Source organism: Bradyrhizobium sp. BLXBL-03 (assembly GCF_051853015.1).
In the GTDB taxonomy this organism is placed as follows: domain Bacteria; phylum Pseudomonadota; class Alphaproteobacteria; order Rhizobiales; family Xanthobacteraceae; genus Bradyrhizobium; species Bradyrhizobium manausense.
This window is the reverse complement of sequence record NZ_CP182470.1, coordinates 6,912,308-6,937,629: the sequence shown is the minus strand read 5'-3', so window position 1 is coordinate 6,937,629 and position 25,322 is coordinate 6,912,308. Positions and strand designations below refer to the sequence as shown.

The following is a 25,322-nucleotide window of genomic DNA, read 5'->3' as shown; positions in this document are numbered from 1 at the left end:
CTTTCCTACCGCTATCGGCGCTGAGCGGCAACTGTGCCAACTTCAGACGACATTCAGGACTCCCGACCAGGCTTCCAGCTATCTTCACAAGCACCGAAAAGAGTTGGAGCATGTAACCCGCGAAAGATTCGCGCGTGGCGAGTTGGAAGACGGGGTGTCGTCAATCCGACAACGCTTTCAGAGTGAGCATCCGCTTTAAATTGCTGACGGCAGTCCAGGGATGAGAGCAAAAGCCCGTCTGTTTGCTGGCCTAAAAAGGTGGCAGCGGGTCGGTCCGCCCCGACAAGAGCGGGTATTTGATCTTTGGCAGCTGCCCGGTTAGCGAATGAAGGAATGCGACAATATCATCCACTTCCTTTTTTGCCTGGCTTGGCCGAGCCCCGCTTCGCTCATCACGCCCACCGCCTGCTTGACACTCAAGACCTGCCCCGAATGGAAGATCGATGCCCGTAAGGCGACGTTGCCCAGCGGCGCGGATAAATATCCATCGTTTGCGATCTTGGCAACCGTAAAGCCGCCCCCTTGTCGGCGACTGGTCAAACAACAGTGCTGCCCGACTTCTCGATTGCGCCGAGCAGGACAGTGGCTACGCTCCTATTCGGACCTTCGTACAGGTGGGGGGCGGAGTGCTGCGAGCAGCGAACCGTCGTCGGCGAATAAGTCCCAGACCACGACTCCGGCGAGCGCATGGGTGCGAGCGTACGTCGCCTTGCATGCGATGGAGAGTGGGTCGTCGTAGCTGATCCACAAGCGCCGTTCGGCGTTATAGAGCCACGGCACCTGGGCCTCGTCGCTCCAATATCGGCGAAACCCCTGCTCCTCCGGTCGCCGGGCAACGAGATCTCGATAATCGATGCCGTCGCTTCCTCCCCACTCCTCGCTCGCTGTAGCCCCCGGTTGGAAAAGCCCGCCCTTTTCTTGCGGCACGCCCGCAACGGCTCGGCCATAGAAGGCCATCCCGAGCGTCACCTTGGCTGGCGGCACGCCGGAACGGATCAAGGCGGTCACGCTCGCATCGACATTCAGGTCGGGATTTGGATCTCCGGCGCCGGCGAACAGTGGGGCATTGAAGCCGGCAAAGGCCGAGCCCGCATGATAGTCGTAGGCCATCACATTGATTCGGTCGACCAGGCGAGCGAGAGCGGCCGCCTCTAGATTGATAATTTTGTCAGGCGTCGACGACACCGCGATGGTGAGCTCCAGGCTCCGGCGCTCCAACGCGGAAAAGCCCGCGAGCTTTCGGCGGAGCTCCGCAATTAGGAGCGTAAAATTGCCACGGTCCTCGATGTGCGCAAGATTTCCGGGACGTCCTCCTGAGACAGGAAATTCCCAATCGACATCGACGCCATCGAACAGACCTGGATACGGCCGAAAGAACGCCTCGACGACGGATTGTGCAAACCGCGCGCGCGAGAGCGGCGTGGCAGCTGCGGCCGAGAAATATTTCGATCCGCTCCAACCGCCTAACGAAATCAGGATCCGAAGCTGCGGATTGCTCCGCTTCAATTCGGCGAGTTGGGCGAAGTTGCCGCCGAACGGACCGGGGGGCGCCGTCCCATCGCAGGCTCCGGCGTCGAGGCAACGGTCCGTAAGTTCAGCTAGTCCTTCTGCCGAGACGGTACCGAATGCGTACATCAAGTGAGTCAGCTCGCGAGCCGGGATCGTCCTGATGCTCGGGCCGCCTGGCCGGGCCTTCCAAGGGGCCAGATAGCCGGCGACCACGGGACTCCCGACTTGTGCGGCCCACCCCTGCTGCATCAAAGTTTGTCCGCACACGAGGGTAAACAACCCGGCCGCGGCGAATGTTCGACGATTAGCAAGACTCAAGACCATAGGCTCTCTGCTGGATTGCGCGTTTGCGCCAACGGATGACGACGACCTCCAGGATATCGCCCGGCACGACTGCCGCGAACCTGTCGACATCAAACTGATCACTCGTTCTCAACCAAACGCCTCAAAGCGGCTCCGGTGCGACACCGGATTCAGGTGCCATATACTTGGGGTCGATATAGCGGTTGTCCATACCCAACAGCCCGCGCCGTCAGTGCACCCTGCGCGGTGGCGTAGTGCTCGCGAATAGGGCGGCCGGTGAAGTGCCAGTCCGGTGAGACCCAGCGATCTTCTGATCAGCCAATCTGCGCGACAGCGATCTCGTCAGCTTCTCGAAAGGCAGCTCTGCTATCTAAGGGTTCGGAACGGCTGTGGCGGTTCTCAATTGGAGACTAGGTATGCGCGTTAACACTACCGACCGGTTGCCACCAATCCCCGAAGAGAGGACGAGCCGGCAAGACGGTCCAACGGACTTTCAGCAGCAGCTCAGCGCGCTAAGGACGCCGGGGATGCTCAACAGGGCGGGCAATTCGCAGGGCGGGGCGCAGACGCGTCTTCCGCGGTCTCGCTTGAACCTTCCATATCGTGAGTCCGCGCTGCACGACAGTCCTGACCTCTTGCGAAGGGGCGCTCCGTCGGCGGAAGTCGTCGCGACGCTTGCAGGAGCGCAGGCGCGTCTTCCCCGGTCTCGCATGAACCTTCCGTATAGTGAGTCTTCCCGGTTGCGCGATGGTCCTGATTTTGTCCGCGATCCGTCGCAGGATAACCCGTCGCTGGACTTCAGCACGCCTCCCGGCGCGTTGCTGTCCAGGATAGAGACAGATCACCCGGAGGCTCGCATGAATCGTCCGTATAAAGAGTCCGTGCTCCTTGCCGATGCTCGCTTTGCGCCGCCTGATGAAACGACTAATAGAGCGGTTCAGGAGGAGGTTGGGGCGTCGTCGCCGGCAATCTCATCCGAGCGATACTCAAAACACCACTGGCGAAATATATAATCGCTAAGTCCCGCATCTGAGGCAGCTAGACTGCCTCAGTATAATCCGAGCGATCTGACGATACAATCTCCCACGCCCCGCCCGCCGATATATCCTGCGACGGCGAATGGCCAGTCGATTCCGAATTGCCTTCAGTCATGGGCTAGCACAGGTCCTGAAAGGAATGCCGCTCATATAGCGACAGCCCAAGCTTGCCGCACAGTTGTCAGCGTGATTACACCAATCTGAGATTCTTCCTCAACTCCACGTGCGCGATCGGGGCCGCTGACGCGCAGCTGGTCTCGCAAAGCGAAGAAGAATAAGGTCGTGCCCGGCCACACGACGGCTTCCGACCGGCCATCCACTATTGAAAGCCAGCTACGTATTCGAGCGTCCGTTTCGCGGGTGCGTCGACTTGCTTCGATCGGCGATAGTGGTCTTCCTAATGTAGCCTTTCGCACGTAATAACCTTGCTTCTGAATAGCTAGCCTGATCTCGTGACTGACGCCGATACCCGCGCCTTCTTCTTTCGCCTCTTCGTGAGCGAACACGTGGCAGGCAGCAGAGCTCCCCGTGAACAACCCGCAGATCATCTCTATCGTTTAGATACACATCGAACATGTCCTACCTTTGGCTGAAATCGAGGCTATCCTGGCTGTCTCGTGTACGCGGACAAGCGGGGTCATTGGACTTTCGCTCAAACTCGCCAACGACACGTGTCGCCAGCGACAGAATGCGACAAGATTGAGTCGCGAGAAGTGTGTACTGCCGAAGTCCGGCTTTCACCGGACTTCGCTTGTCACACTATTTTGGCTTATAGTCAGCGTAGACGATCAACGCCACCGGATCGATCCTTGTGAAGGGGTGTGCGCGTGATGTCCTAGCGGTGGCAACACGTTGCAGCTGAAATGCCGATCTCGCGATGACAGCCCATGCACCGGTAAATTCCAGCGTCGGGAGCTGCGGCTCCTGGCCCGTAATCCCGATCAAAAGCTTCGCTGGAAGATTGTTGCAGATAGTTCGCGCCTTTGTAGATGGCCATTTCACTTTTCTTGACCGACTAATCTGTGAATCAAATGAAATTCATTGGCGTCGCCGATACCGGCTATGGATACGCCGAGAAACGGTCCCGCATGATGGTCACAGGCCGACACCTCCGGACCTCCGGACCATGATGACGGCCGTATCGCCCTCGTAGCACGCACTCTCTACAATAAGCCCACGCGGCACCAGACGGGAGCGGTGGAGTGCTTACTGCATGGCGCTGGTTCTCCCCAATCAATGCGCAAGAGATCCCTCGAACTGCATTAAAAGAGAGTCAATGCCAATTTTGCATGCCGAATAACACGAAATCGTCGAAGCCCGCAAAGCGGCCCGGCAGTACAAGTGCTTTGAAACGCAGCTTGGTAGCCAGCCGATGGATGACCAAACGATCGAAAATATCGAGAAGGACTAGAAAATATCGAGAAGGACTATAAGCAAGCAATCGGCAAATTCGGCGCGGCGTTTGGAAACAGCTATGGTTGGGTCGCCGAAGCCCTGGCCAAGGAGAACCCGACGATCGCCGACATTCGAAAAACAGGGACTTGAGGTGATTGCAGCGCTGCCGCCCGCAATTGCTGCTACTCTAGTTGATGTCGCCGCCGATGGCTCGATCCCGATAACGCCAATTTTTGTCACACGGCGCCGCATGAGCTCATCAAGCGGTTTGCCGAGGGTGGATATCCGACAGAAGCGCTTTCTATGACAATAGCCGTATTCCAAGTCTTGGACCACGGCAGCAGTGTGGCCTGCCTGCATCCTGAGATTGCTCTGGCGTTGTGCGCGCAAACGCCCTCGCAGGCAAACGCCGTCGAGGAGCGGCTCCTCACGCTCACGCCAAAGCTGTTTAAATGGATTGCGTTGCATGTCCCATCGCGACCGTGTCCCTCGTGAAATCGGGGTTGCGTCAGGGCGCAGCGGGCGTAGGTTTTCCTCCTCAAAGTGGTCGATTTTCTGCCGGGAAATGTCCGTCTCCGGAGGAGATCGACAGGGCGTCAGCGCCATGCACCGTACATTGAGCGAGGACATCAAGAAGCGCGGCGATCGGCGTCTTTCCGATGCGGAAGCCCGTCAGCGACTTTCTTGGGATCCCTGCGGCGATTTTGGCGTCGGCGCTTTAACGCAAGCTTCTCGAAGCAAGTGGCATCGATCTATCCGATATCGACGAAAACACAACAGTCGGCGAAGTGGGGGCGCGCGGCGCGTTTCGCGGCAAATTGCGGGTGGTTAACCGCGTGACCCAATTGCCGTGGGACAAACTTAAAGCCACGGTGTCTGCAAGGCGATTGCCGTCTCAATCGTCCAACCCAGTGTCGATAAATTTAGGGCGGATGCCAAAGAATGGAAGGGTAGCGATTTGAACGACGCGCATTTCAGTTGTTGGCGGCCTATGCGGATATGACGTATGTCGACAAGCGGACGCATCAAGCGATGCGCATTGCGAAAGAAAAAAAGGTCGGAATTTGCAGTGCTGGTGCGGCGGGTACTCTATTCCGATATTCCTGCGCAACTCACTGCGATGGCGCCTGACGCGGAATTTGCTACTGCTAGCTGCTGTATTTTGATGCCGCCCGGACGCCTACACTCCATGCGTATGGCAGAGCGTCGGTGTTCGATTTCATAGCGGCCGATTGCGGGAAGCTTGAAGTTCACCGCACTTTACAAGATGGAGCTTGCGGCCTCAAACGACGATGGGTTGCTCTGTCTGCAAGCGGCTCACCAAATGTCGGGCGCCCATCGGACGCACGGGCAGGTAGAGTTTGAAGTATTTCATAGCAAAATCGCTATCAAGCGCAGGCTTTATGCGTAAATTTAATTTCAATCGCGCTAATTAATCCCGACGGTTTTCTACGATGCAGCCCTTCGGGAGCTACCTTGAGCGTGTCTTTTGCGACCGATTATTCGACTCCAAGCCATTCCTATCGCCTCCGAGCGGTAAATTTTGCCGAAGCATTGTTTTGAGGCAGCACGTGCGAGACGGGGCAAATCCTCGGAACTCAGTTAAACTTGATGAGGGACGGCAACGGACTAGCTGTCCCGGCACCGGCCTCTCTTGGTGTGCCAGCCAATTCGGCATGCACCGGATAGGCCCGAGAGCTCGCTTGCGTCTCGCGTGTTCACTCATATCCCAGTCAAGGCGCCCTTGCCTGTTGCGATGGATGGGGCGTTTCCGGAAAACAGAAAAATCAGTCAAAAAGGCGTCGGCAGAGCCGGGACCGGTACTTGCACAGCCGCAAACTTCATGGGCTGATCAGGAAGAGTCGGCAAAAAGCCCTTTCCTCGGCACAGGCATCGGGTAAACTTGCGACCCTACGTTGTTGATGGGCGGCCGGCTGAAGGACGGTGGGATGGGCGATGCGGTCGGCCGGCAGTTTATCTGCCGATTGGGCGGCAAATTTTTCTGGGAGCGTCGTTTCGCGGCCAGCAGCTTCGGTCCTCGGCGGCGAGCTGCACAATACAGTTCGAGATCGGCCTGAATGTTGACGAGTGATGAAATCGACTACGTTCGCTCGCAGCTGAACGCAAGGCATGGGGCTTCGGGCGCGATCCGCTCGATACTTACCTCCGCTCTTCCTCAGAGACTTTGGTCGCAGGTCCCTGACGGCGGGGCCGTCGATCCGCTTTACACTGCAGCCATCAATGCATGTATCCTGGACGGCTTTTACGAAAAGCCTCCCATCATGGCCCGGTTTCTCGAGAGGCTCGTTCCGGGCGACGCCAAGATCGAGCAGATGATCCAAAAGATCACCGCCGCATCGGCAGTGGATCCGGCCATTCCCGACCTGTTCGGCTCGAAGCTGCTTTTCAAGAGACTTCCCTTTCTTGGTCGGGCGGCTGTGCGCGACCACTTCAAGGCTCTCATGGAAGATGTCCCCGAGCAGCCCATCGTGGTCATCAATGGGCCGTCCGATAGCGGAAAGACCTACACCGCCGAGTTTGTCAGGCACATACGCTCTCGTTATCCGCAGATCATTTCCTGCCACATACGACTTCAGAAGGGACAGGGCGAGACCATCGGGGCCGGCGAACTGGCAAGGGATATCGCCACCCAGCTGGGTGGCGACCTGGGTCTGCTGCCCAAAAAAGGAGATACGAACGCCATCAGGTGGCCCCAGGAGCTTGCCAACACGCTTGTCACGTTCGCAGCGGCAACCCACAAGAAGTGCTGGATCATCCTGGATGGCTTCAACGATAAGGAGCTCGCCTCTTCGCCGGACACGCGACAGCTGATTGTCACCTTGTCGCACGTGATCACCAACGGAGCTGCGCAAACCCTTCATCGTTTGATTTTGCTGGATTTTTCTGCAGGGCATCTCCTGAACCCTGTCGGCACGATCGCCATTGAGAATATTCCGGGACTTCCCATTTCAAAGGTCGAGGAATTCGTCAGGGAGTTTGCAGCCGCAAGACCGCCTGAGGAAGTCCAGGCATTGATCGAGAAGGTGAAGTCCGGCCTACCGGATCCTGTCTTAAACCTGTCCGAGGTCGGTCGACGGCTGGCCGACCTGGTGCAGCTGGTCGGATAACACACCATGCAAAGCAAAAGGCTATCAACCGCGGAAGTTTTGGCCGAGCTCGATCGCAGAATGACGGCGCGCGCAACCGAGCAGATCGGCGAGGCCATCTTCCCCTTTCTGTTTTCCGCTGCTGTCCTTCATGTCTTTGATCCCGCGACGCTGGTCCCATGGAATGGACTTTCCCTGCGGGTCGATCCCGTCGAGGCGGTTTTCGACTACTCGATGCCTGCTATCGGTTTCAGCCATCTCCGCTTGCGCAGCCTCAAGCCCGAGGTCAGAAGGCGGGCGCTTTCCTGGCTCTGGCAGTACGGCGGTCGACCGGCCATGCGGGGGGTTCTGGAAGCGAACGATGCTTATCCGACGGATGTGCAGGTGATGTTCGCAAAATGGCTCAGGGAAGAAAGTCCCGAGCTCTCCGCCCTGTCATTCGATGAGCTTCGCGCGCTGGGTCAATTGTATGATTGGGGTCTATCCGAATTCGGCGGGCTGCCTGAGCGGAGCGTGTTCGACAGGGTTGTGCGAAGCCGGTCATCGGTGTCCCTCTTTGAGCACCTCGTGGATGAAACGTTTGTTGGGCGCGAGACTGAGCTCCAGGCTCTTCGCAATTTCGTTGGTGTGGTTGCACCTTCCATCTGGGAGAGGCTGCGTTCGTTTGTGGGTCTGGAGTCTCAGCCGCCAATGGTGCTCTGGGGCCCAGGCGGAATCGGGAAAACGGCTCTTATCGGCAAGTTTCTTCTCGAGCACGTGAATGCGCCGCAATCGGGCTGGTTTCCGTTCTCATATCTGACGTTCGATTCCGAGACGGTCGACATCCGCGAGCCTTTCACGCTTCTGGTGGCGGTCACCAGTCAGCTCGAATTTCAAGTCCCGGATGGTGGTTCGGGAAGCCGGGCTCGGCTGGCGATTCAGAGTTTCCGAAGCCGCGTAAATGAATACAGAACGGGGCGGGACAGGCTGCGGCGAAGAGCAAGCGTCACCCGCAACCGTTCCGCGGATCTATCCAACGCCGAGGAGACTTTATACCGTTCGTTCGGTTCGATGCTTGGGGAGATTGCCCAGGCGGCGGGTGAAGAGCAGGGGGCCTCGCAGGTACCCGTACTTCTGGTCTTCGACACATTCGAAGAAGTCTTCTACCGAGCCCAGGAAGAATTCCTCGGATTTTGGCGGATGCTGGAGAATGCACAATCGGCATTCCCACGCATTCGGATCATCATCTCAGGACGGATACAGCCCCGCGCTTCCTGGAGCTCGAGCGTCAAAGCCGTGGAGCTTCCACTTGCGACGTTGAGTGCACCGGATGCGCAGAGACTGCTTCTGAATTTGGGTGTCACCGATCCCACCGTTGCCCAGGCGCTTGTCCGTCAGCTCGGGGGAAGCCCATTGACGCTGAGGCTCGCAGCACGCGTTGCCGAATCAGAGGACGTTACCGCCGGAATAAAGGGAGTGGAGACGCGCCGCTTCTGGATATTCAGTGTCGCACAGAGCGTTGTGCAGGGTCAGCTGTACAGGCGGATACTCGACCACATCCATGAACCCGAGGTCCGCGCTCTCGCCCATCCGGGTATGGTCCTCCGGCGTGTCAACGTCGCGATCATCCGCGATGTCCTTGCACCGATATGTGGCCTTGGCAAAATCGATCAGGATCGGGCGGAGTATCTGTTTGATTCGCTGAGGCGCGAGCATGCGCTAGTGAGCATCGAGAGCGACAGCTCGTTGCGATACAGGGAAGAGGTACGGCAGCCTGTTCTTGCGCTTCTGATGAACGACAAGCCGGACCGGGTGAGGGCGATCCAAGAGGCGGTCGTGATATTCTATCTACCGAGCGAGACGGTCGTCGATCGGGCCGAGGAAATATACAATCGTCTGATGTTGAAGCAGACTGGCGAGGATATCGAAGGCAGGTGGCTGTCCGGCGTCGAGAACTTCTTGTATTCGTCCGTCAATGAGCTGCCGGTTGAGCAGCAGATCTGGCTGGCCGGGCGCATGAGCATCGAGCTGCCGCCGGCATCGTATCAACTCGCCGATCTGTCCAGCTGGGAAAGGTTGATTGGCAGAAAGGCTCTGGATGCATTCCGCTACGGGGGGCCGAAGGAGACGATCGCGCTGCTGAAGCAGCGAAGCGACCGCAGCCTCGACAGTCCACTGTTTGCAATAGAAGCGCGCGCCTGGCTCGCGCTGGATTTCCCAAGGGACGCAATGGAGGTTACCGGACGCGCGCTGGCGAACTATCCGGCTCTGGGAAACAGGGGCAGGCTTGCAGAAATCCTATGGTTCCGCGCACAGGCTGCGCTGAGACTGCAAGCTGTCGAGGAAGCACACGTCACTTTGGAACGCCTGGTAGAGGTGACCAGGAATCTGACGTCTGCTCTTACGAGTGTGCAAGCCCTTGCGGAGATACTCGCTTTGCCGAAGCCGCTGGGTGCTGCTGATGAGATCTATCGAGAGCGGCTCGCCGAGAGCCTGAACAAACTTTCCGACTCTGAGATCCAGAAGGAGCGGGACCTTTTGAGGCTGGCCCTGGTTCGCCTCGGAGCTGACTACCCCAAAACGGTTGCGAGGATCGCTCCCCGCGTCGCGGACGGTTTTTTGCAGTTCTTGCGCACCGGCCTGCTGCATGCCAGCGATATCTTCGCCACCTTTTCGAAGTATGCCCACATTTTCAGAAATCCAGTCGACAATCCGAATGATGCTTCGCCACCGCAGCGCGAAATCCTGGAAGGGGCCGTACGGCAGATTCTGAAAATCGTAGAGGACGGGAAAGGACCTCCCGAGATGACCGAGCTTCTGCTCGATCTCTTCGCCACGGAAGGCGCTTCACTGGCGAGCGCAGGGCTGGCCGGACTGGATCCATATCGTGAGGTGTGGGAGCGCGAAGCTGCTTCGGAGGTGGTATCGTGACATCGTTCAAATGGTTCGACGATCAGGTCGTACATGAGATCGCGCAGCTCGTCGTGACGATCGTTGGTTACGATCCACCCCGGCGCAACGCCCTTCTCACCGGCGTCATGCCGCTGTTCGCGCAGGCACTGCCGGGCGTGAATGTCCCGCCCTTGTTCGCCGCCACTCTCGACCTCGGCGTTCTCAACAGCGTCAGACGGCTTTCCGACGGCTCTGTTCCAATGAAGATCTGGCTGCGCAATGCAGTGACCTTCTCGGTAGGGCGCGAGGATGCGGAGCCGCTGAGGCAGAAGCTCGATCAGATCGAATTGCGTTCAACCGGAGCGCCCAAGGTCGACCCGGGCGATCTGAGGGAACTGAAGGAAGTCGTAGTGCACCACGATGACATGGTGCCTTACGAATACATGAAAGCCGGTCTGGTGGCAGCGAACGCGATCGCGAAGCTGTCGGTGCCGCGCTATTCGAACAAAAATTTGGAAAAGAACGACAAGGGCGAGCCCGTGATCTACCTGGGAACGGCATGGCTCGTGGCTCCAAATCTCCTGCTCACCAATCACCACGTCATCAACGCCAGAGATGACGATGAGAATGATGCGGACGAGGCTGACCTCGTCTGCCAGGCCGAGACCAGCAAGGCCCAATTCGACTTCAACTCCGATGGCATGAAGGGCGTGACGATCGGCCTTAAGGAGCTCGTGGCATGGGACGCCAAGCTGGACTATGCGCTCCTCCGCACCGAACCGATTGACAGGGAACCGCTTCAAATAGGCGAGAAGCTTGCGCAGACGAATAATACCCGGGGAAATATTGCTCTTAATATCATCCAGCACCCGGACGGGCAGCCCAAAAAATTTGCTATCAGAAACAACCTGTTAACCGGGGCCACGGACACTGATTTGCGGTATTTCACGGATACGTTGGGCGGATCGTCAGGATCGCCGGTATTCAATGACCGCTGGCAGGTGGTTGGCCTGCACCGCGGCGCGACACGCGTCAGTGATGTCAATTACAATGGCCGGAGCGTTGCGTACGTTAATGTCGGTACCCAGCTGAGTGCAATCAAAGGTGATCTGTTGCAGCGATACTCTGGCAAGGTTCCGGAGTTGCGTATATGAATCCAAAGCCAAGACCTCAGAGAGAGCGAAGTGATGGCGGTGTTTGAAGATTTCGGCGGAACTTTCCGCGGGCTTTTGAGCCAGGTGGATTCCAGATCCATCCCGCAGCTGCTTGAGCCCGTCTTACGCAAATCCTCGATCGGAAACCTGCAGGGCCTCGTTGACCGCCTAGAGGTCGGGGGATTTGCCGACCGCGTCTGGAACTGGGCAAACAGCGGCCAGCCGGCGCCGATCACGGCGGTCGAGGTGAAGTCCGCGCTCAAGGCGGAGGAAGTGGGGCAGCTCTCGCGCACGCTCGGATTGCCCGACGACTCCACGCTATCGCTTCTTGCCGACACCCTGCCGGCCGCGGTGGACGCGGCGGCCCATAAGGGCGATGTCGTGGTGCATGGCAATGTCATGACCGCAAAGCGGGCGCTTTAGGCCCGCTTCACCGCCGGCGCACGAAAATTATCTGCTCGAGAGCATCAAGCTCAATCTCGCCTGCGCCAAAGGCTTCTTTCGTGTCAACGAAAGGATCCGACTTCGCCAGCCCATCGAAATGGATCCCGCTGCGCTTCTCGATCGAGGCGATCGAGACCTGCGTGGACCTGGCGAGCTGGGGCGATACGAAGTCGCCGTACACGAATTCAGTATCGGGCGGGATACTCTTCGACTGGTCCATTTCGTAGCCGGTGGCGCAGAGTTCGCCGGTGTCATCGTGGATGAAGGCGATGATTTTCCAGAATGCGCGCGGAATCTGCACGCCGTGCCTTTCCGGGTCGTCCTCGCGCAGATACGGACCGGTAAAGACCGATATCCTCATCTTGTCCTGGCGCGCGTGATCAAGCGCGTAGTCCTCGAGCGCCAACCAGATCGGTGAATTGAACTTCTGCATCTGGGGCGTCGTGTTGGTGACGTGCATCGAGTCCTCGTTTCCGCGCCTTGCGATCTCCGCGCTTCTTCCCCAGCCCGGATCCTCGCGGCGGGTCATGTGGCCACGACTGAATTTCGGAGGATTCCCGTAGCACTCGTTCATGATTTGCTGTGCCTTCGGAATCCGCGGATCCCACTTCCAACCGGCCCGGCCATTCTTCTTCGACAGCTTCCCATCGATGTTCACGGCGCTGAAGAAGCACATTCGCCGGCTCCGGCTCATGATGACTGAGAAGTGCTCGTACCGAAGCACGGTCTGCCGGCCGCTCCTGCTTTGAAAGTCCAGGACGTCGTCCGCGTCCCGGCGCACCTCAGGCAGACCGACCGCGAACGCCTTGCCAAGAAAGTCGCTCTGATAGCCCTTCCGGCCGTCGTAGTCGGCAGCGACTGCTTCCTCTCCTGCAATGTCAGGCTCTGCTGTGCTCACCCGGCGTGTGGCAAAGCCAACCTGAGGCGTCGCTGCGGGGGGGCCCGCCGCACCATCGACAGCAACCGAGACCGTAATCTTCAATGGGATGGTCAGCGATGTTTGCTGCGCGGCGGCCCGGACGGTCAGATCGGCGCTTCTTACGTTCACAGACGGCCGAGTGTCTGCCGTAACGTCCCGCCGCCGGACTCCCGATTTGATGTCGGAAAGGATTTTCTGCACCACGTCCGCACGGACTGCATAGTTCGACTTGAGGAAGCTCCCGCTGAAGTGCAGGCCGAGTGCGCGGCCGCTTTCGAGATCGAGCACGACCGAGCCGGAGTTTCCTCCCAGCGTCGTGCAGTTGTGGAGCAGGTCTGTCTCGCCGACCTTCGTCACAGCGCCCGGAGACAGCCGCTTCGTGTCATAAAGATTGCCGAATATCTGCTTCATCAGATCCGGTTCGGGAATCCGGCTGTCGTAGGCCGGATATCCGATCGTGGCCACATACTTCGTTGCGACGGGAGCAGCAGCGAGCGGAATAGGGGTGGCGAGATTGCAGCCTCCGCCGGTCTGCTCGATCTCGAAAAAAGCAACGTCCGAGCCCGGTTCAGGTTCGATATGTACCGGCCTTATCAGCCTGAAGACCAGTGAGTTCTCGCTGTCGGCCTCGTGGACGAAATCCACGTCGGCAACGACAGGACCGTCGATGCCGGTCCGGAAAACGAAGCCGTCACCTTTGGTGCGTGCAAATTCCTCAGCCACGTGGCGGTTCGTGACGATGAGGTTGGCCGCGACCACCCATCCCGTGCCGACCCAGTCGAGTCGGCCGCCGGTCAGGTTGATGCGTCCAACGGCCCGGCTGGCCTTCTGGAGAACGTCATCAGCCTTCCTAAGAATGGGCTCCCAGACCTCGCTTTCCGCCGGATTGCGGAAGTCCTTAAGGTCGGGCCTGTTGTCACGGATTGTCAGGACCGGTCTCTCGCGCCGCAGGATGATGCTTTCACGCTGGAATTGACGGTCGATCGCCTCGGCTGAGCCTGTCTCCCGGATGACGGGCGACCGATCTGCCCGCCCGGCGGCCTTCTTCGGATCTGCGCCCAGGACCGAATCGTTAAAGCGTCGCAACAGAGTGAGCTGGCTTTCCGTCACGTCAGCCATGTCCGGTTCCTCCTGCCATGACCTGGACAATGAAGAAACGAAAAGCTCCGTGCAAGCCAGCTTTGCGGCAGCCGCAGCGACAACGAGCCTGGTATCTTCACTCGAACTGAGACAGCTTCTTGGAATTCAACTTTATTAGCCAATGGAATCGCAGCCGATCAGGAACCATTGATCGACCGCCCCTCGCCAGTTTATGGGCCCCTCGAGTCTGAACGCCTCACTCGATATCATGGGCGGTTCACCGCGAAGAACGAGAGCTTCTCAGGGGCTATGCCGATGCGGATGCTGCGGATCCGAAGGCCTGGGTCCGAGGACTAGTGCCGCATTCCTCGATCAAGGCTGAACGCCGTTCGCTTTTCCGGGCCTGCACTGGAAGGTGATCAGATGACTGCTGGGTCGAAAAAGTAACCTTGGAGAACAGCGCGCTCTCCAGGAGAGAATGGGATGACCTGCAGTGCAGCATTTCTGCCGAAGGCAATTAAAAGATGCTGAGAAAAGTCGCGGGATTGGCCTTGCCGGCTCTGGTCTTGCTCCAAAGCTTATGGTTGTATTGGCGCATTACTACCGCCCGTTCAGTCTTGAGGCTTTTTATGAGCCACGGATCATATACTTACCCGGACCATATCCTTTCGATATTTCAGTCAGCGGCCGCGGAGATCTCAGGCAAAGAGCAGGCGGATTCCGGCAACGCCGAATCCGCCCCGGCCAGTCAGGAAGGGTTGCTCGACGCCGCCACCGAGGTCGCTGGCGTCAGAATGCAGGGGAGAGTCGACCGCAAGGCTCGCGGGCCGGCTGCGCACGAGATCCAGACCGAGGCACTCTCTCCCGCTGGTCTTGCGAAAGTCTGCGCATCCCTTGGCCTGCAGTACCTTGAAGCGAAGCTGAAGGGCGATCAGACGACTGCGGACAGACTGCAGTCCGAGATGACCGATTCAAAGTGCGACGTCCGTTGGGCAAGCACCATCAATCAATATCTGCGCTATTTCGGACCCGGAGGTACGCGCGCGCAGATCCCCTATGTCACGCCGGAGAAGGCCGGCGAAAGCGTAATCCAGATACCATCGCATGCGACCATTGGCCTGATCGGGGATTGGGGGACCGGTGCGGCTCCGGCGCGACGGCTGCTTGCGCAGCTGAAGGCTCAAAAGCCCGATGTCATCGTCCATCTGGGCGACATCTACTATTCGGGTACGCCGCAGGAGTGCGAAACGAATTTCGAGGACATCATCGATGACGTCTTCGAACGGCACAAGACGAACATCCCTGTCTACACGCTGGCAGGCAATCACGACCTCTATTCAGGCGGAGTAGGTTACTACGGTCTGATCGGGCGCCTGAACAAGAAGCCTTTCGCCCAGCCGGCGAGCTTCTTCTGCCTGCGTACTGAGGACGCGAAATGGCAGTTGCTGGCGATGGACACTGGGCTGCACGACTACAATCCGTTCACAGTCAACGATGCCGTCACGTTTGTGAACGCCGATGAGGAGCAATGGCACCGCCGCCGTATCGAGGAGTTCGGGGGCAGCACCATTCTCCTGTCGCACCATCCGCTCTTCTCAGCCTTCTCGCCAATCGGAAAGCCGGACGACCGCGCGAAGCGGGCGGCATACAATCCGAAGCTTCGGCAGACGTTCGAGATGCTGAAGTCACTCGGAAAGCCGATACCGGCCTGGTTCTGGGGCCATGAGCACAATCTTTGCATCTACGAGCCGTACATCGGTCTCCAGAGGGGACGCTGTGTCGGCTGCAGCGCCATTCCGACCTTTGTCGATGATGATCCCTACGACGTGATCCAAGGATTGAACGATGCCCCGGCGCTGATCAGCGATACGAAACTGTCGGTGGCCGGCAACGTATTCACCAACGCATTTGCGACGCTGTCCATTACCAGCCAGGGGCCGGTCGAGGTGCGTTATTTCGAGGACCTCAACGGCAATTGCGTGAAGAGATATTCGGAAACCATCAGCGGCGGCTGAAAGCCCAAAATTCGTCTGCTCGAACCATTTTAGGCACTCATGAGGCTACCCATGGTGAACTTCATAAGGGGCGCCACGCGCATATACGCGCCGGCGTCGCCAAGTGTTGGCGGGCGGGGTTTTATTCGCGAGACGATGAGGCAGGACGGCGCCAGGGATCACGAAGAGCCGGATCTGGACCAAGTCGCCGCTGCCAAGGGAGACAACTATCTCTCCGCGCTTGTCAAGCTGATTCCCTCCGAGATGATAGCGGCCTACAATGCCATCAAGGATAGCGCCGCCACGCACAAATTCGTTGCAGGCTGGTTCCTACTGTGCCTCGGCACCTGCATCATCCTGCGGGCCTATGCCAACCTTCCGCGGAAGACGGACGTCACGGTCTGGGATGTCCAGTGGAGAAGTGTCGGCGTGTCGGCCGTGGCTTTCTATCTTTGGGCATTCGGCGGCGGGCTGGTCACCGAATACCCGTGGCTCAACATGGAGGCGTGGCTCGCCTCGGCGCTCGCAGCGCTCTTTGGACTGATAGCTCCGCTTATCGTGCCGGGCGCACCACCCGACGAAAAGTAGGGAGATTGCGCAGAACATCTGGGCGGATATCTGTGAAGGTGGTGGGGGATCAGGTGGCGAAAAAGGCGAAGAAGACGACGAAGTCAAAGGCTGCCTCGAGCAAGAAGGCAGTTCGAAAGAGGGATGACGACCTCAAAGCCGCTCTGAGGGAGCACACGATAGCCTTGCGCGAGCATGCGCGTGAACTCAGGCGCCATGCCGAAGCATTGCGGGCCGCAGCACCCGAGAGCGTCGGCATATCAGCCGAGGCACCGGAGGCAGGACTTATTCGTGAAACGGCTCTCGCCGGCAAGCCCTCCACTGAAGTCATCAGACAGAGACTGGCCTCCGCAACGGGCAACACGCCGGAAGCGCTCAAGGACGACTTCAAGGTCATCTGGATGATTGCCGGCGGTCCCGCGGTCCGGGACAACCTCATGAGCAGGATCAACAACGAGTTCTGGCCCGGAGCGGAAGTGCCTCATCTCACGTTCAATCAGATCAAGGGCATGAACATAGGTCAGTTGATTGCCCGTATCCGGCAGCTGCTTTGATGGGGGGCGCTATGAAACACAAGTTCTCGATTTTCTCCGCGATATTATTGACTGCTTCAATGCTTTCGGCGGCTGAGGCTGGGGCCGGGGATTCTGCGACTGCCCAGCGGCCGCGCAGGTCAGGCGAACAGGATCTGGACTTCATCGCGGCCTGCCGGATCCTGGCCAAGCGAAACGTGACCCTTCCTTCCGAATGCGCGGAATTCGTTCCGGTCGTCGCGCTTGCGCCGCCGAAGCCGAAGATCGTTCGCGACGCGCGCGCGGCGGTTGCTCCGGCTCCAGCCCCCGGCGCCAAGGCAGCCACCACCCCACCTCCCGGCGACGGCGCTCCGGGCGCGCCCTTTCTTCTGATGAGGCAGGATCAGTACGATCAGGTATCCTACGTGTTTCCATACGAGGGATATCAAATCTTGCAAGGCGCCTCCTTCTCCTACAGCGATGACTTCAAAACCAGGTCGCAGTCCGTCAGCGTCAAGGCGTTCGGTGGCTGGTCGGCCTACAACTGGGAGGCCACAAGAGCGGAGACCGGTTGTGCGAGCAATCGCGGACCAGGCTTTCTCGCGCGGTACGGGTTTGGCCCGTTCCTGCAGGCCAATGGCAACCTCAACGAACCGATGTCGGCCAGCGAACGGAGCGCATTGCGTGCCGGCTTTGATGTTGAATCCTACTTTTGCGACACGGCGGTTTTTCAGCAGCAGGATCTGCAGTTTCTCCCCTATGCTCAGACGGACTTCCGCGGGCGGGGGAGCATCGCCGGCTTCGATGCGCTCTGGGAGCCTTACTACATCAACAACGGGATCAACCTGGGCGGAAGGCTGGACGTTCTTACACCGAAGCCGGTCGGGTACTATTTTCGTCTTATGGGAGAAGCGAATGTCTTCCGTGTGAATGATGGAGGTCTGACCAATTTCCTGCCCCACACCACCTACGCGCTGATCGGCGGAAACGCTGAATTGCGTGCGGTCCTGTTCGAGAACGATCCGAGTGTAGGGGCGGCGCTGTGCGGCACGATCTCTTTCATTGGCAGCACGAAGTATCTGTGGGATGCAGTCTCCCAGAAGCCGATCTATCAGCTGGGCGCTGAAGTCGACTACCGGATCGGCGGCAAGAGCGCATCAACGGCCAATTGTCCAAGCCCCTCGATAGGCAACGGCAGTACCTCGATAGCCTTGTCGTATAACAAGGGTACCGACCCCATGACATTCGTGAAGCAGGACGTTTACAAGGCTTCCCTGAAATTTGCGTACTGACCTGCGTCAGGCAAGGAGCATCCTCGCATTTGAACCCGATGGTCAGGCAAAGCGTGCCCAGCACAGACGGCGGGAGTTATCGCTAAATTTTTGCGACGGCCTGGCCGGTCAGGCGGCGGCGGTTATGGGCTCACGGTCAGTTGGTTTGGCGATGACCTCGATCCCGTCGTTGAATGTCACACCGAGAACGAGTTCTAGCAACTGGTTGTGGCCATCGAGACAACGCCAGCTTTTCTGCGCGGCCTCAAGCAGTTTGAAGACCATCGCGAGCGCCGTCCTGTTGGACAGGCAACCCTTCGATCGTGCGGTGGCGCACGTAGTGAAGGTGCTTTCAATGGGATTGGTAACCGGTATGAGATTTCTCGGTGCCAACGTTCTGCTGCGGTGTTCTACATCGTGGCGTATGGTGCGACCATCGGGACAGAGGCACCGGGAGCACGAAGTGCGGGCAGGCCGATGCACCCGATGAGCCGAGAGCTCGAGTTAGTAGCTGGCCGCCTCTGCGACTAGCCCGGTTGCGCAGGCGGCGGGATACCTGCCGCAGATCTGGACGCCTGACGCGGCGACCGAACGCAGGCGTCGGCTGGTGGCGCGGCGCTACCAGGTCGTGCGGCATCGCACGCGGCTTAAGAACGAGGTGCATTTAATCCTGCACGCGCACCTGATCCCGAAGTGCCCGCATGCCGATCTTTTCAACGCCCGCGGCCGGGCCTGGTTGGCCGCTCAACAGTTGCCGGACGATGAGCGGGCGGCCGTCGATCGGCACGTCCGTGAGCTTGACCGGCTGGCGGAAGACCTGGCCCTGCTCGACCGCGAGATCGCGCAGGACGCCATCGACGATCCCGCGGTCAACAGATTGATGACGATCACCGGCGTCAATCTGGCGGTCGCCGCCGGGATCGTGGCGGCGATCGGCGACATCAGCCGGTTCAACGGATCGCAGAAACTGGTGAGCTATTTCGGGCTGAACCCGCGGGTGCGGCAGTCGGGACTGGGAGCGGCCATCACGGCCGCATAGCAAGATCGGCCGTTCTCACCCGCGCGCCATGCTGGTCGAGGCGGCCTGGCCGCGGCCAAGGCGCCCGGTCCACTGCATGCGTTTTTCGTGCGGATCCGCGCCCGGCGCGGCCATCAGATCGCCGCGGTGGCCGTGGCTCGCAAGCTCACGGTGCTGTGTTGGCATTTGTTGACGAAGGGCGAGGATTACCTGTGGGCCCGCCCAGCACTGGTCGCCAACAAGACCCGCGCAATGCAACTTCAAGCCGGACATCCGCAACAGAAAGGCAGCCGGCGTGGACCCGCCTATGCCTACAACATCAAGGCGCTGCGCGACCGCGAGATGTTGATTGCCGCCCAGGCGGAGCAAAGCTACGAACGATTCGTGGCGCAGTGGAAACCGCGGAGGCCCCAAAAGACCGGCGCGCGGGCGCCTCAGCTCGGCAAGACAAAATAGGCAGTCCGGTGACGCTTGCAGCCGACGCGTCACGCTTCGCCACGAGGTCGCCCGCGCCCGACAACCATAATCGCCGCTGACGGCAAATTCCGGTCACGCCAGAGTGCAGTCCCGTTCCACGCCAGTGTGCCGCCGTGCTCGGGCCGGTCAAGGCCACGCCTTGCGGTGGCCGCAAATGCGGCCAGCCTTGACCGCCCCTGCGCGCGGCGGCTGCGAGATCAGATGGCCGGGACGGAAGAATGGCCCACAGCGCGGCCGAACAAAAGAATGGACTGACAGCGATCTCCGCAATCGTCAGCTCGGTCACTAAAAAATCGCTTGTCCACCTCATCCGTCGTCCGCAGGTGTTTCCAGTGCTCGGCCGGGAAGTCGTAGATCGCCAGTAGCATGTCCCGATCCTTGCCCAGGCAGTCGGTCGCCTTCTCGTATTTGGGCGTGTAGCTCTTGATGAAAGCGTCGAACGCCAGCTCGGCGGCGGCCTTGGTTTCGGCCATCCAGATCTCCTGCAACGCGCGTTCGGCCTTCGGCTGCTGGCTCTTCGGCAACTTGGCTATCACATTCGCGGTCTTGTGCACCCAGCAGCGCTGCTCGCGCGCTTTCGGCCAGACCTCGCCGGCGGCCTTCCAGAACCCGAGCGCGCCGTCGGCGATGGCGAGCCGCGGCGGCACGTCGAGCCCGCGCCGCTTTAGGTCGAGCAGCAGATCGCGCCAGTCCTGCGCGCTCTCGCGGGCGCCACTGGTGAAGCCGACCAGTTCCTTGCGGCCTTCCGGCGTCGCGCCGATCAGCACAAAGAATGCACTGCTTTTCGTCTTCGAGGCGCGCTTGGAGATGGATGCCATTGGCCCAGATGTAGACGCAGCGCTTCGCCGACAGATCGCGCCTCTGCCACGCGGTGTGTTCCTCAAGCCAACCGTCCTTCAGACGGCCGATGGCCGATGCCGGCAACCCGGCAGCATCCTTGCCGAGCAGCGCCGCCAGAGCCTCGGAGAAGTCGCCGGTCGAGATCCCCTTCAGGTAAAGGATCGGCAGCAGCGTCTCGGTCGATTTCGAGCGGCGCATGTAGGGCGGCAGAATCGACGGAGAGAAACGGATGCGGTCGGGGTCGGTAGCGTCCACCTCGCGATCGCGTACACGGGGCTGGCGGATTTCGACCGGACCGATACCGGTCATCACCTCGCGTTCCGGCAGGTGACCGTGGCGCATGACGCGCTGGTGGCCGTCCGCAGTCTTCAAATCGGCATGCTTGCTGAGAAAGTCCGCAACCTCGGCCTCGGCCGCCTGGGCCAACAGAGCACGCGCCCCATTGCGTAAGATTTCGGTGAGTTGATCGTCGACGTTTCCTGGTTGAATCAGCTTGATGATGTTATCTTTGGAGACGGCATATCGCTCCTTCGGTGGAGAAGTGGAGGCGTCAAGCACCGCCACGATATGCCGCCTTTCCGATTCCCACCGTCACCAACTTTCAGCGATAGCTCGACGGCGGCGGTTGAGCCCGACTCTCGAACAGACTCTGGCGACTACGGCTCTTCAGAGGTATCGTGCGCTCGCATGTTCCTTTAATCGCCAATTTGGCGGCGAAGATTGCTGACGCCTCCGCAGAGACAGACGCTGACCCAGCCATTTTTCGCGCAGCTTAGCGTCAATCCGTCGACCCAGGACGTCTCTGTCTGGGTCGAGCAGGCGGTCGGGCAGCTGCCTACCGCGGCCCGCGTCCTGAGAAGCTGAGCATGCCGACATGCATGCTGGTGAGGGGCGATACAGGATCCGGCAAATCCTATCTGCAGGATTTTTGCAAAGGTGTCGCGGCGCGACGGAAGGATTTCGTTGTCGGTTACACCAGGATGGGCTCGAGCGCGTTGAAGGATTTTTCCCCGCCCGGCGCGCGGATCGGCCAGATCATCCAGTCAGAACTATCCAATACCATGCGTGCGGCGGTTCGGGCCAATGATGATGACGACCTCGCCTTGGCGGACCGAGAGATTGTTACCCTTCAGAACCTCCTTTGATCCGTACGAAACGCGTATGTCGCGCAGATCGAGAAAGGGTGCGTTCGGTCCGGTTGACATTGCGCGCCCTCTCTCTGTTTCAGCGAAACGCCGGCCGAACGATCGCCGAGATCAGGTCGGTCATTGCAACGTGCGTCTGCAGAGAAATCCCGTCGACGTCGGCGTCGACGACGTTTCCGACCGAGTTGATCAAGCCGATGTCGACACCCCGGCGAAGCAGGTGTTTTTCCATTTTGGGCGAATGGAGAAGGTCGGGCCTCTTTAGGCGTGCTGCAAGCGCCCCCAAGATGGCATAGCAACCCCAGTTCGAGCAGGCCGCAGTGACCAGAACGTCGGTGCCGGTCACCGCTCCGATGCCAGCACCGCCTTCCAGGCGCGCATCGCCGAACTTCACATGGTGCCGCACCGCGTCAGCGACGACGCCCATGCCTATTTCGTTCCCCCCGTCGCCAACGCAGACGCTCGGAATCCCACGAGCGAGCGCCTCGTCGAACAAGTAATCAATCCGGGCCCGTCCCATGCCATAATCAATGCCGCGCATCGAGCAATAGATGCCATCGGCGTTACGGCCGACCCGCTCCGTTGAGAACACCAGGGCCGGCTTCAGTTCATCGAGCAAGGCGGCGGAGGCGGCCTTCGCCTCAGAGTCCGTTACGGGAAAGGAGCGTGTGCTGGCGACCGCGAGGCTTCCATCATTGCTCGCAATCCGTGCCTGCTCGTAGGGGAGCACCGACAAGCCGGCACTGGTAAGGATCTTGGCGGTGCCGTCCAGCAGGGTCTCCTCCGCAACAACGACACAAGTCACCCGCTTGGATAGGGCAAGCGCGCGCACGACCGCGGCTGCGCCCGCTGGCCCGTCATTCTCGCCAATGGTCGGCGAAATCCAGGCCCGCGAGACAGAGCCCGTCGTCACCACGACCGTCGCACCCACGGGGGTAGCGGCAAGCATTTCGGCGGCCGCGCCGCACAGCGCACCGCCTTGGCGCGTGCGCGCCGCCTGGTAAAGATGCTCGACACCGCGGCCACCGAGATCGAGATTGACTAGCCGGTCGAGCCGGTCGTCCATGCCGGCGAAGGTCTTGTTGACGGCGCTCATGCCTGATCTCCCAGAATGAGCCGCGAGATCGTGGTAACTTCGTCGATCCGCGCGGCCAGGTAATCGAGTGCAGCGTCGACGGCGGCGACGACCGCGTCCTGGCCGCCAACTCGCCCGACCGCGTCGAGGGTCGGTTTCAGACGCAGCGACACGCGTGCCCCGGGCTGGCCATGGGTGTTGACCGTGAGGATTCCAGCGTCGCGCAGGAGGACCATTCCGAGCGCAGAGGAGACCTCGCAGGGAACCAGCCCAAAGTTTTCTGCGGAACGGCCAGCGCGCCGCAGGACAAGGGAAAGCACGTCCTGCTCGTCGACCATCGGCCCGAGATCGCTGATAGCCACGACGTCGCGACCGAGTGTCTCGGCAAGCGCGACCGCGAGTGCCTGACCAGAACGTGCTTCCTCCCGCAGATCCTCAGGCCGAAAACCCTGGAGGGACCGCATGGCGCCGGCAGCAATCGGCGCGCGCGCCTCCATCCCGAATTCAGCGCCTTTCGCCGAGGCCGCCGTGACAAGATGGGGGCGGCCGGCAAGGACGCCCGCGCGCGGTCCGGCGAGACCCGCCTTGTCGCAATTGGTGATCGCGAGGTCGGCGCCAAGGGCGAGGCCTGGCTTACCGCCGTGGAGTACTGGACGCAGACGGGCGCCATAAGCGTCGTCCACGAACGCAATAGCGCCGACCGCGTGGGTGGCCTTGACGACGGCCGAGGTCACGGTGTCGTCCAGAAGCTCGAGCGCGCTCGTTACGGTGGTGACGACGACGAGGTTGGGTTTCGCTTTGGTCAGAGCTGCCTGCCAGTCGCGATCGCCCCCGATTTCGACGAGTTCCACCCGTGCGATGGAGCAGCCTCGGATCACCGATGCGTGCGATCGCCCGCCCGGAGGGACGATCGAAATCACGGGGCTGCCTGCGGCGTGAGCGACGATGGTGGCAATGATTCCCGCGCTGGTTCGGTTGAAGACAGTGACGCCATCCCCGGCCTCGCCACCGAGGTGAGTGATCGCGACTTCTCGGAGGTCTTCGGCGAAGAGGCCCGGGCCAACCCATTCCTCGCACAATGTCGCGAGATCTTCCGCCTTGAGTGGAAAATCTCGCTGATTTCCCGTGAACACACCGATGGAATGCGGGCCGAGCTTGCGGACACGATCGGCCGCTACGACCTGCCCCTGACGAAGGCGGCGCGCTTCGTCGACACTAGATCGGATGATGCTACCGCGCGCAAAGCCGACAATGGGGTCGATCGGATTGCCGAAGCGATCTGTGGGCTTCGGGAATTGCGTTTTCGCTTCGGTGGTGGCGGCTGTCATCATCTTCTCCTAGAACCAGTGTGACTTGGCGATGCGGACAACCAGTGAGCCAAGGTGACCGGCGACGCGCGACGAAATGGGCGTTCTTGTCAGAAGCGTTCGGCGAAAGCGTCTTGCCGTGCGAATACGCCAGGCGAGGCATTCTCGATGCTTCAAGCCCGGTACGAGACCGACGAAGTCGGGCCCAACAGTGGGGTCGTAGCTCGGCGTCATTGGGTCACCTCGCGAGATCGCTGACGCGACGATGAATCCGGACCAGGCTCGCTTGACGAACTTGCGACGATGCTTTGGAGCAGACTGACAAAGCCCCGATGACCGCGCTCAGGGACGCCATCAACCAGTGGTTCGGTGCTTGCCGTCGCGCCATCACGAGCGCCCGCGCTAACGCAGGCTCTGATGAGTTCCCCTTCCAGGGTATCGTTGTGTAACAGGTCGGGACTGCCAAGTCCGACAGCAAGTCCAGCGCAAACGGCGTATGTGCCCCAATTCGATATCGCAGCGCTGACGATCACATCCGTCTCGACTGCCGTGACAACGAAGCTATTGGGATGGAACGCGGCAAGCGCGGTTCGCACCGCGCCGAAGCCGACCTCGTTACCACCGTCGCCAATGCCTATCGTCAAACGCTTCGCTGCGCGTCCCGCCTCCGCGAGCAAATGTAGATGCGCCATCGTGCCCGCAGGGCGACGGTCACCCCGAACGCCATGGAAATAACCATCCGGGTTGGGGCCGTCGAGCTCGACGAAGACGATTGCCGATGGCTGGCATCGCGCCATCAGCGTCTCGACGGCCTTGGGCCCATACTTGGAATGAGGCGGGATAGTCTCCACTTTGATTGGTCTTGCTGTAGATGATCCAACGAGCGCCGCGCAGGCCTCCACTGGCTTGGAATGGGCCTCCTCCGAAACAATCGTGACCTGGGCGCCAAGACCGAGAGCCATGGCCCGTGCAAGGACAGCCGCGCCTGGCGGTCCGTCGGTTTCTCCCTGTGGGAGTTTGGGCGGAACGCCCGCACCCGTTGCCACAATGACGTTGTCTCCGTAGGCGACGCGCGACATGAGAGCCCTAGCTGCCAACGTGGACAGCGGCTCGCCATGATGACGACGGCAAATCTCGTACATCGGAACGACGAGACCTGGCGGGAGCCCGCCCGAGAGAGGGCGCGATTCGATCGTCATCAGGCGATCGAACCGCTCGCCCGCCATGGCCAGAAGGGGTTCTGGCCCAGCGGAGTCTTCGGTTAGGAGCATAACCATAGAGACCTCTTGGCCTATCT

General features: G+C 60.1%; 17 protein-coding genes and 2 pseudogenes. 11 read left to right on the top strand and 8 right to left on the bottom strand.

The window, feature by feature from the left end:
* Positions 1-594 precede the first annotated feature (594 nt).
* Together ACNJX9_RS33110 and ACNJX9_RS33105 are read right to left on the bottom strand one after the other, a co-directional pair.
* Positions 595-1,758 carry a glycoside hydrolase family 18 protein gene (locus ACNJX9_RS33110; RefSeq protein WP_439410164.1) on the bottom strand — a complete coding sequence of 388 codons (1,164 nt, stop codon included), beginning with the start codon at positions 1,756-1,758 and terminating at the stop codon, positions 595-597.
* A gap of 2,498 nt (positions 1,759-4,256) precedes the next feature.
* Positions 4,257-4,712: a hypothetical protein gene (locus tag ACNJX9_RS33105; RefSeq protein ID WP_439406227.1), complete on the bottom strand. Its 456-nt coding sequence runs from the start codon at positions 4,710-4,712 to the stop codon at positions 4,257-4,259.
* Between the two features lie 1,610 nt (positions 4,713-6,322).
* On the opposite strand from ACNJX9_RS33105, the gene ACNJX9_RS33100 reads away from it, so the two are divergent.
* The 4 genes from ACNJX9_RS33100 to ACNJX9_RS33085 are packed head-to-tail and all read left to right on the top strand — an operon-like array spanning position 6,323 to position 11,799.
* Entirely contained in the window at positions 6,323-7,372 is a 1,050-nt protein-coding gene (locus ACNJX9_RS33100) for a hypothetical protein (RefSeq protein WP_439406225.1), read from the top strand.
* 6 nt (positions 7,373-7,378) lie between these two features.
* Positions 7,379-10,261, top strand: a complete 2,883-nt coding sequence (locus ACNJX9_RS33095; protein ID WP_439406223.1) for a hypothetical protein — start codon at positions 7,379-7,381, stop codon at positions 10,259-10,261.
* Positions 10,258-11,376: a trypsin-like peptidase domain-containing protein gene (locus tag ACNJX9_RS33090; RefSeq protein WP_439406222.1), complete on the top strand. Its 1,119-nt coding sequence runs from the start codon at positions 10,258-10,260 to the stop codon at positions 11,374-11,376. The genes ACNJX9_RS33095 and ACNJX9_RS33090 overlap by 4 nt, the downstream gene beginning before the upstream one ends.
* A gap of 33 nt (positions 11,377-11,409) precedes the next feature.
* Complete coding sequence (locus ACNJX9_RS33085) at positions 11,410-11,799, top strand: YidB family protein (RefSeq protein ID WP_439406221.1); 390 nt, start codon at positions 11,410-11,412, stop codon at positions 11,797-11,799.
* A gap of 7 nt (positions 11,800-11,806) precedes the next feature.
* On the opposite strand, the gene ACNJX9_RS33080 is transcribed toward ACNJX9_RS33085, so the two are convergent.
* Entirely contained in the window at positions 11,807-13,858 is a 2,052-nt protein-coding gene (locus ACNJX9_RS33080) for a DNA/RNA non-specific endonuclease (RefSeq protein WP_439406220.1), read from the bottom strand.
* Between the two features lie 485 nt (positions 13,859-14,343).
* Here ACNJX9_RS33080 and ACNJX9_RS33075 point away from each other — a divergent pair, with 485 nt between their 5' ends.
* Genes ACNJX9_RS33075 through ACNJX9_RS33060 form a run of 4 tightly spaced genes read left to right on the top strand, consistent with a single transcriptional unit; the run spans position 14,344 to position 18,184 of the window.
* Positions 14,344-15,834 (top strand): metallophosphoesterase family protein, encoded by a 1,491-nt coding sequence (locus ACNJX9_RS33075; RefSeq protein WP_439406218.1) that lies wholly within the window; start codon positions 14,344-14,346, stop codon positions 15,832-15,834.
* Between the two features lie 51 nt (positions 15,835-15,885).
* Positions 15,886-16,401: a hypothetical protein gene (locus ACNJX9_RS33070; protein WP_439406217.1), complete on the top strand. Its 516-nt coding sequence runs from the start codon at positions 15,886-15,888 to the stop codon at positions 16,399-16,401.
* A 32-nt stretch (positions 16,402-16,433) separates the two neighbouring features.
* Complete coding sequence (locus ACNJX9_RS33065) at positions 16,434-16,934, top strand: hypothetical protein (RefSeq protein WP_439406216.1); 501 nt, start codon at positions 16,434-16,436, stop codon at positions 16,932-16,934.
* 11 nt (positions 16,935-16,945) lie between these two features.
* A complete protein-coding gene (locus ACNJX9_RS33060) occupies positions 16,946-18,184 on the top strand; it encodes a hypothetical protein (RefSeq protein ID WP_439406215.1) in 1,239 nt (412 codons plus the stop codon).
* Between the two features lie 108 nt (positions 18,185-18,292).
* On the opposite strand, the pseudogene ACNJX9_RS33055 reads toward ACNJX9_RS33060, so the two are convergent.
* Positions 18,293-18,529 (bottom strand): annotated as a pseudogene (locus tag ACNJX9_RS33055) (IS256 family transposase); the annotation flags it as partial.
* Between the two features lie 241 nt (positions 18,530-18,770).
* On the opposite strand from ACNJX9_RS33055, the gene ACNJX9_RS33050 reads away from it, so the two are divergent.
* Positions 18,771-19,202 carry a transposase gene (locus tag ACNJX9_RS33050; protein ID WP_439406213.1) on the top strand — a complete coding sequence of 144 codons (432 nt, stop codon included), beginning with the start codon at positions 18,771-18,773 and terminating at the stop codon, positions 19,200-19,202.
* A gap of 87 nt (positions 19,203-19,289) precedes the next feature.
* Positions 19,290-19,637 (top strand): hypothetical protein, encoded by a 348-nt coding sequence (locus ACNJX9_RS33045; RefSeq protein WP_439406211.1) that lies wholly within the window; start codon positions 19,290-19,292, stop codon positions 19,635-19,637.
* A gap of 218 nt (positions 19,638-19,855) precedes the next feature.
* On the opposite strand, the pseudogene ACNJX9_RS33040 reads toward ACNJX9_RS33045, so the two are convergent.
* Positions 19,856-21,056: pseudogene (locus ACNJX9_RS33040) on the bottom strand (IS256 family transposase).
* Between the two features lie 308 nt (positions 21,057-21,364).
* Between ACNJX9_RS33040 and ACNJX9_RS33035 the strand changes: the two are divergent.
* Complete coding sequence (locus ACNJX9_RS33035; RefSeq protein WP_439406209.1) at positions 21,365-21,643, top strand: hypothetical protein; 279 nt, start codon at positions 21,365-21,367, stop codon at positions 21,641-21,643.
* 79 nt (positions 21,644-21,722) lie between these two features.
* On the opposite strand, the gene ACNJX9_RS33030 is transcribed toward ACNJX9_RS33035, so the two are convergent.
* The 3 genes from ACNJX9_RS33030 to ACNJX9_RS33020 all read right to left on the bottom strand — a co-directional run bounded on the left by ACNJX9_RS33030 (position 21,723) and on the right by ACNJX9_RS33020 (position 25,302).
* Positions 21,723-22,739 (bottom strand): glutamate cyclase domain-containing protein, encoded by a 1,017-nt coding sequence (locus ACNJX9_RS33030; RefSeq protein ID WP_439406208.1) that lies wholly within the window; start codon positions 22,737-22,739, stop codon positions 21,723-21,725.
* Positions 22,736-24,049: a selenocysteine synthase gene (locus ACNJX9_RS33025; RefSeq protein WP_439406207.1), complete on the bottom strand. Its 1,314-nt coding sequence runs from the start codon at positions 24,047-24,049 to the stop codon at positions 22,736-22,738. The genes ACNJX9_RS33030 and ACNJX9_RS33025 overlap by 4 nt, the downstream gene beginning before the upstream one ends.
* A 206-nt stretch (positions 24,050-24,255) precedes the next feature.
* Positions 24,256-25,302 (bottom strand): glutamate cyclase domain-containing protein, encoded by a 1,047-nt coding sequence (locus tag ACNJX9_RS33020; RefSeq protein WP_439406206.1) that lies wholly within the window; start codon positions 25,300-25,302, stop codon positions 24,256-24,258.
* Positions 25,303-25,322 lie beyond the last annotated feature (20 nt).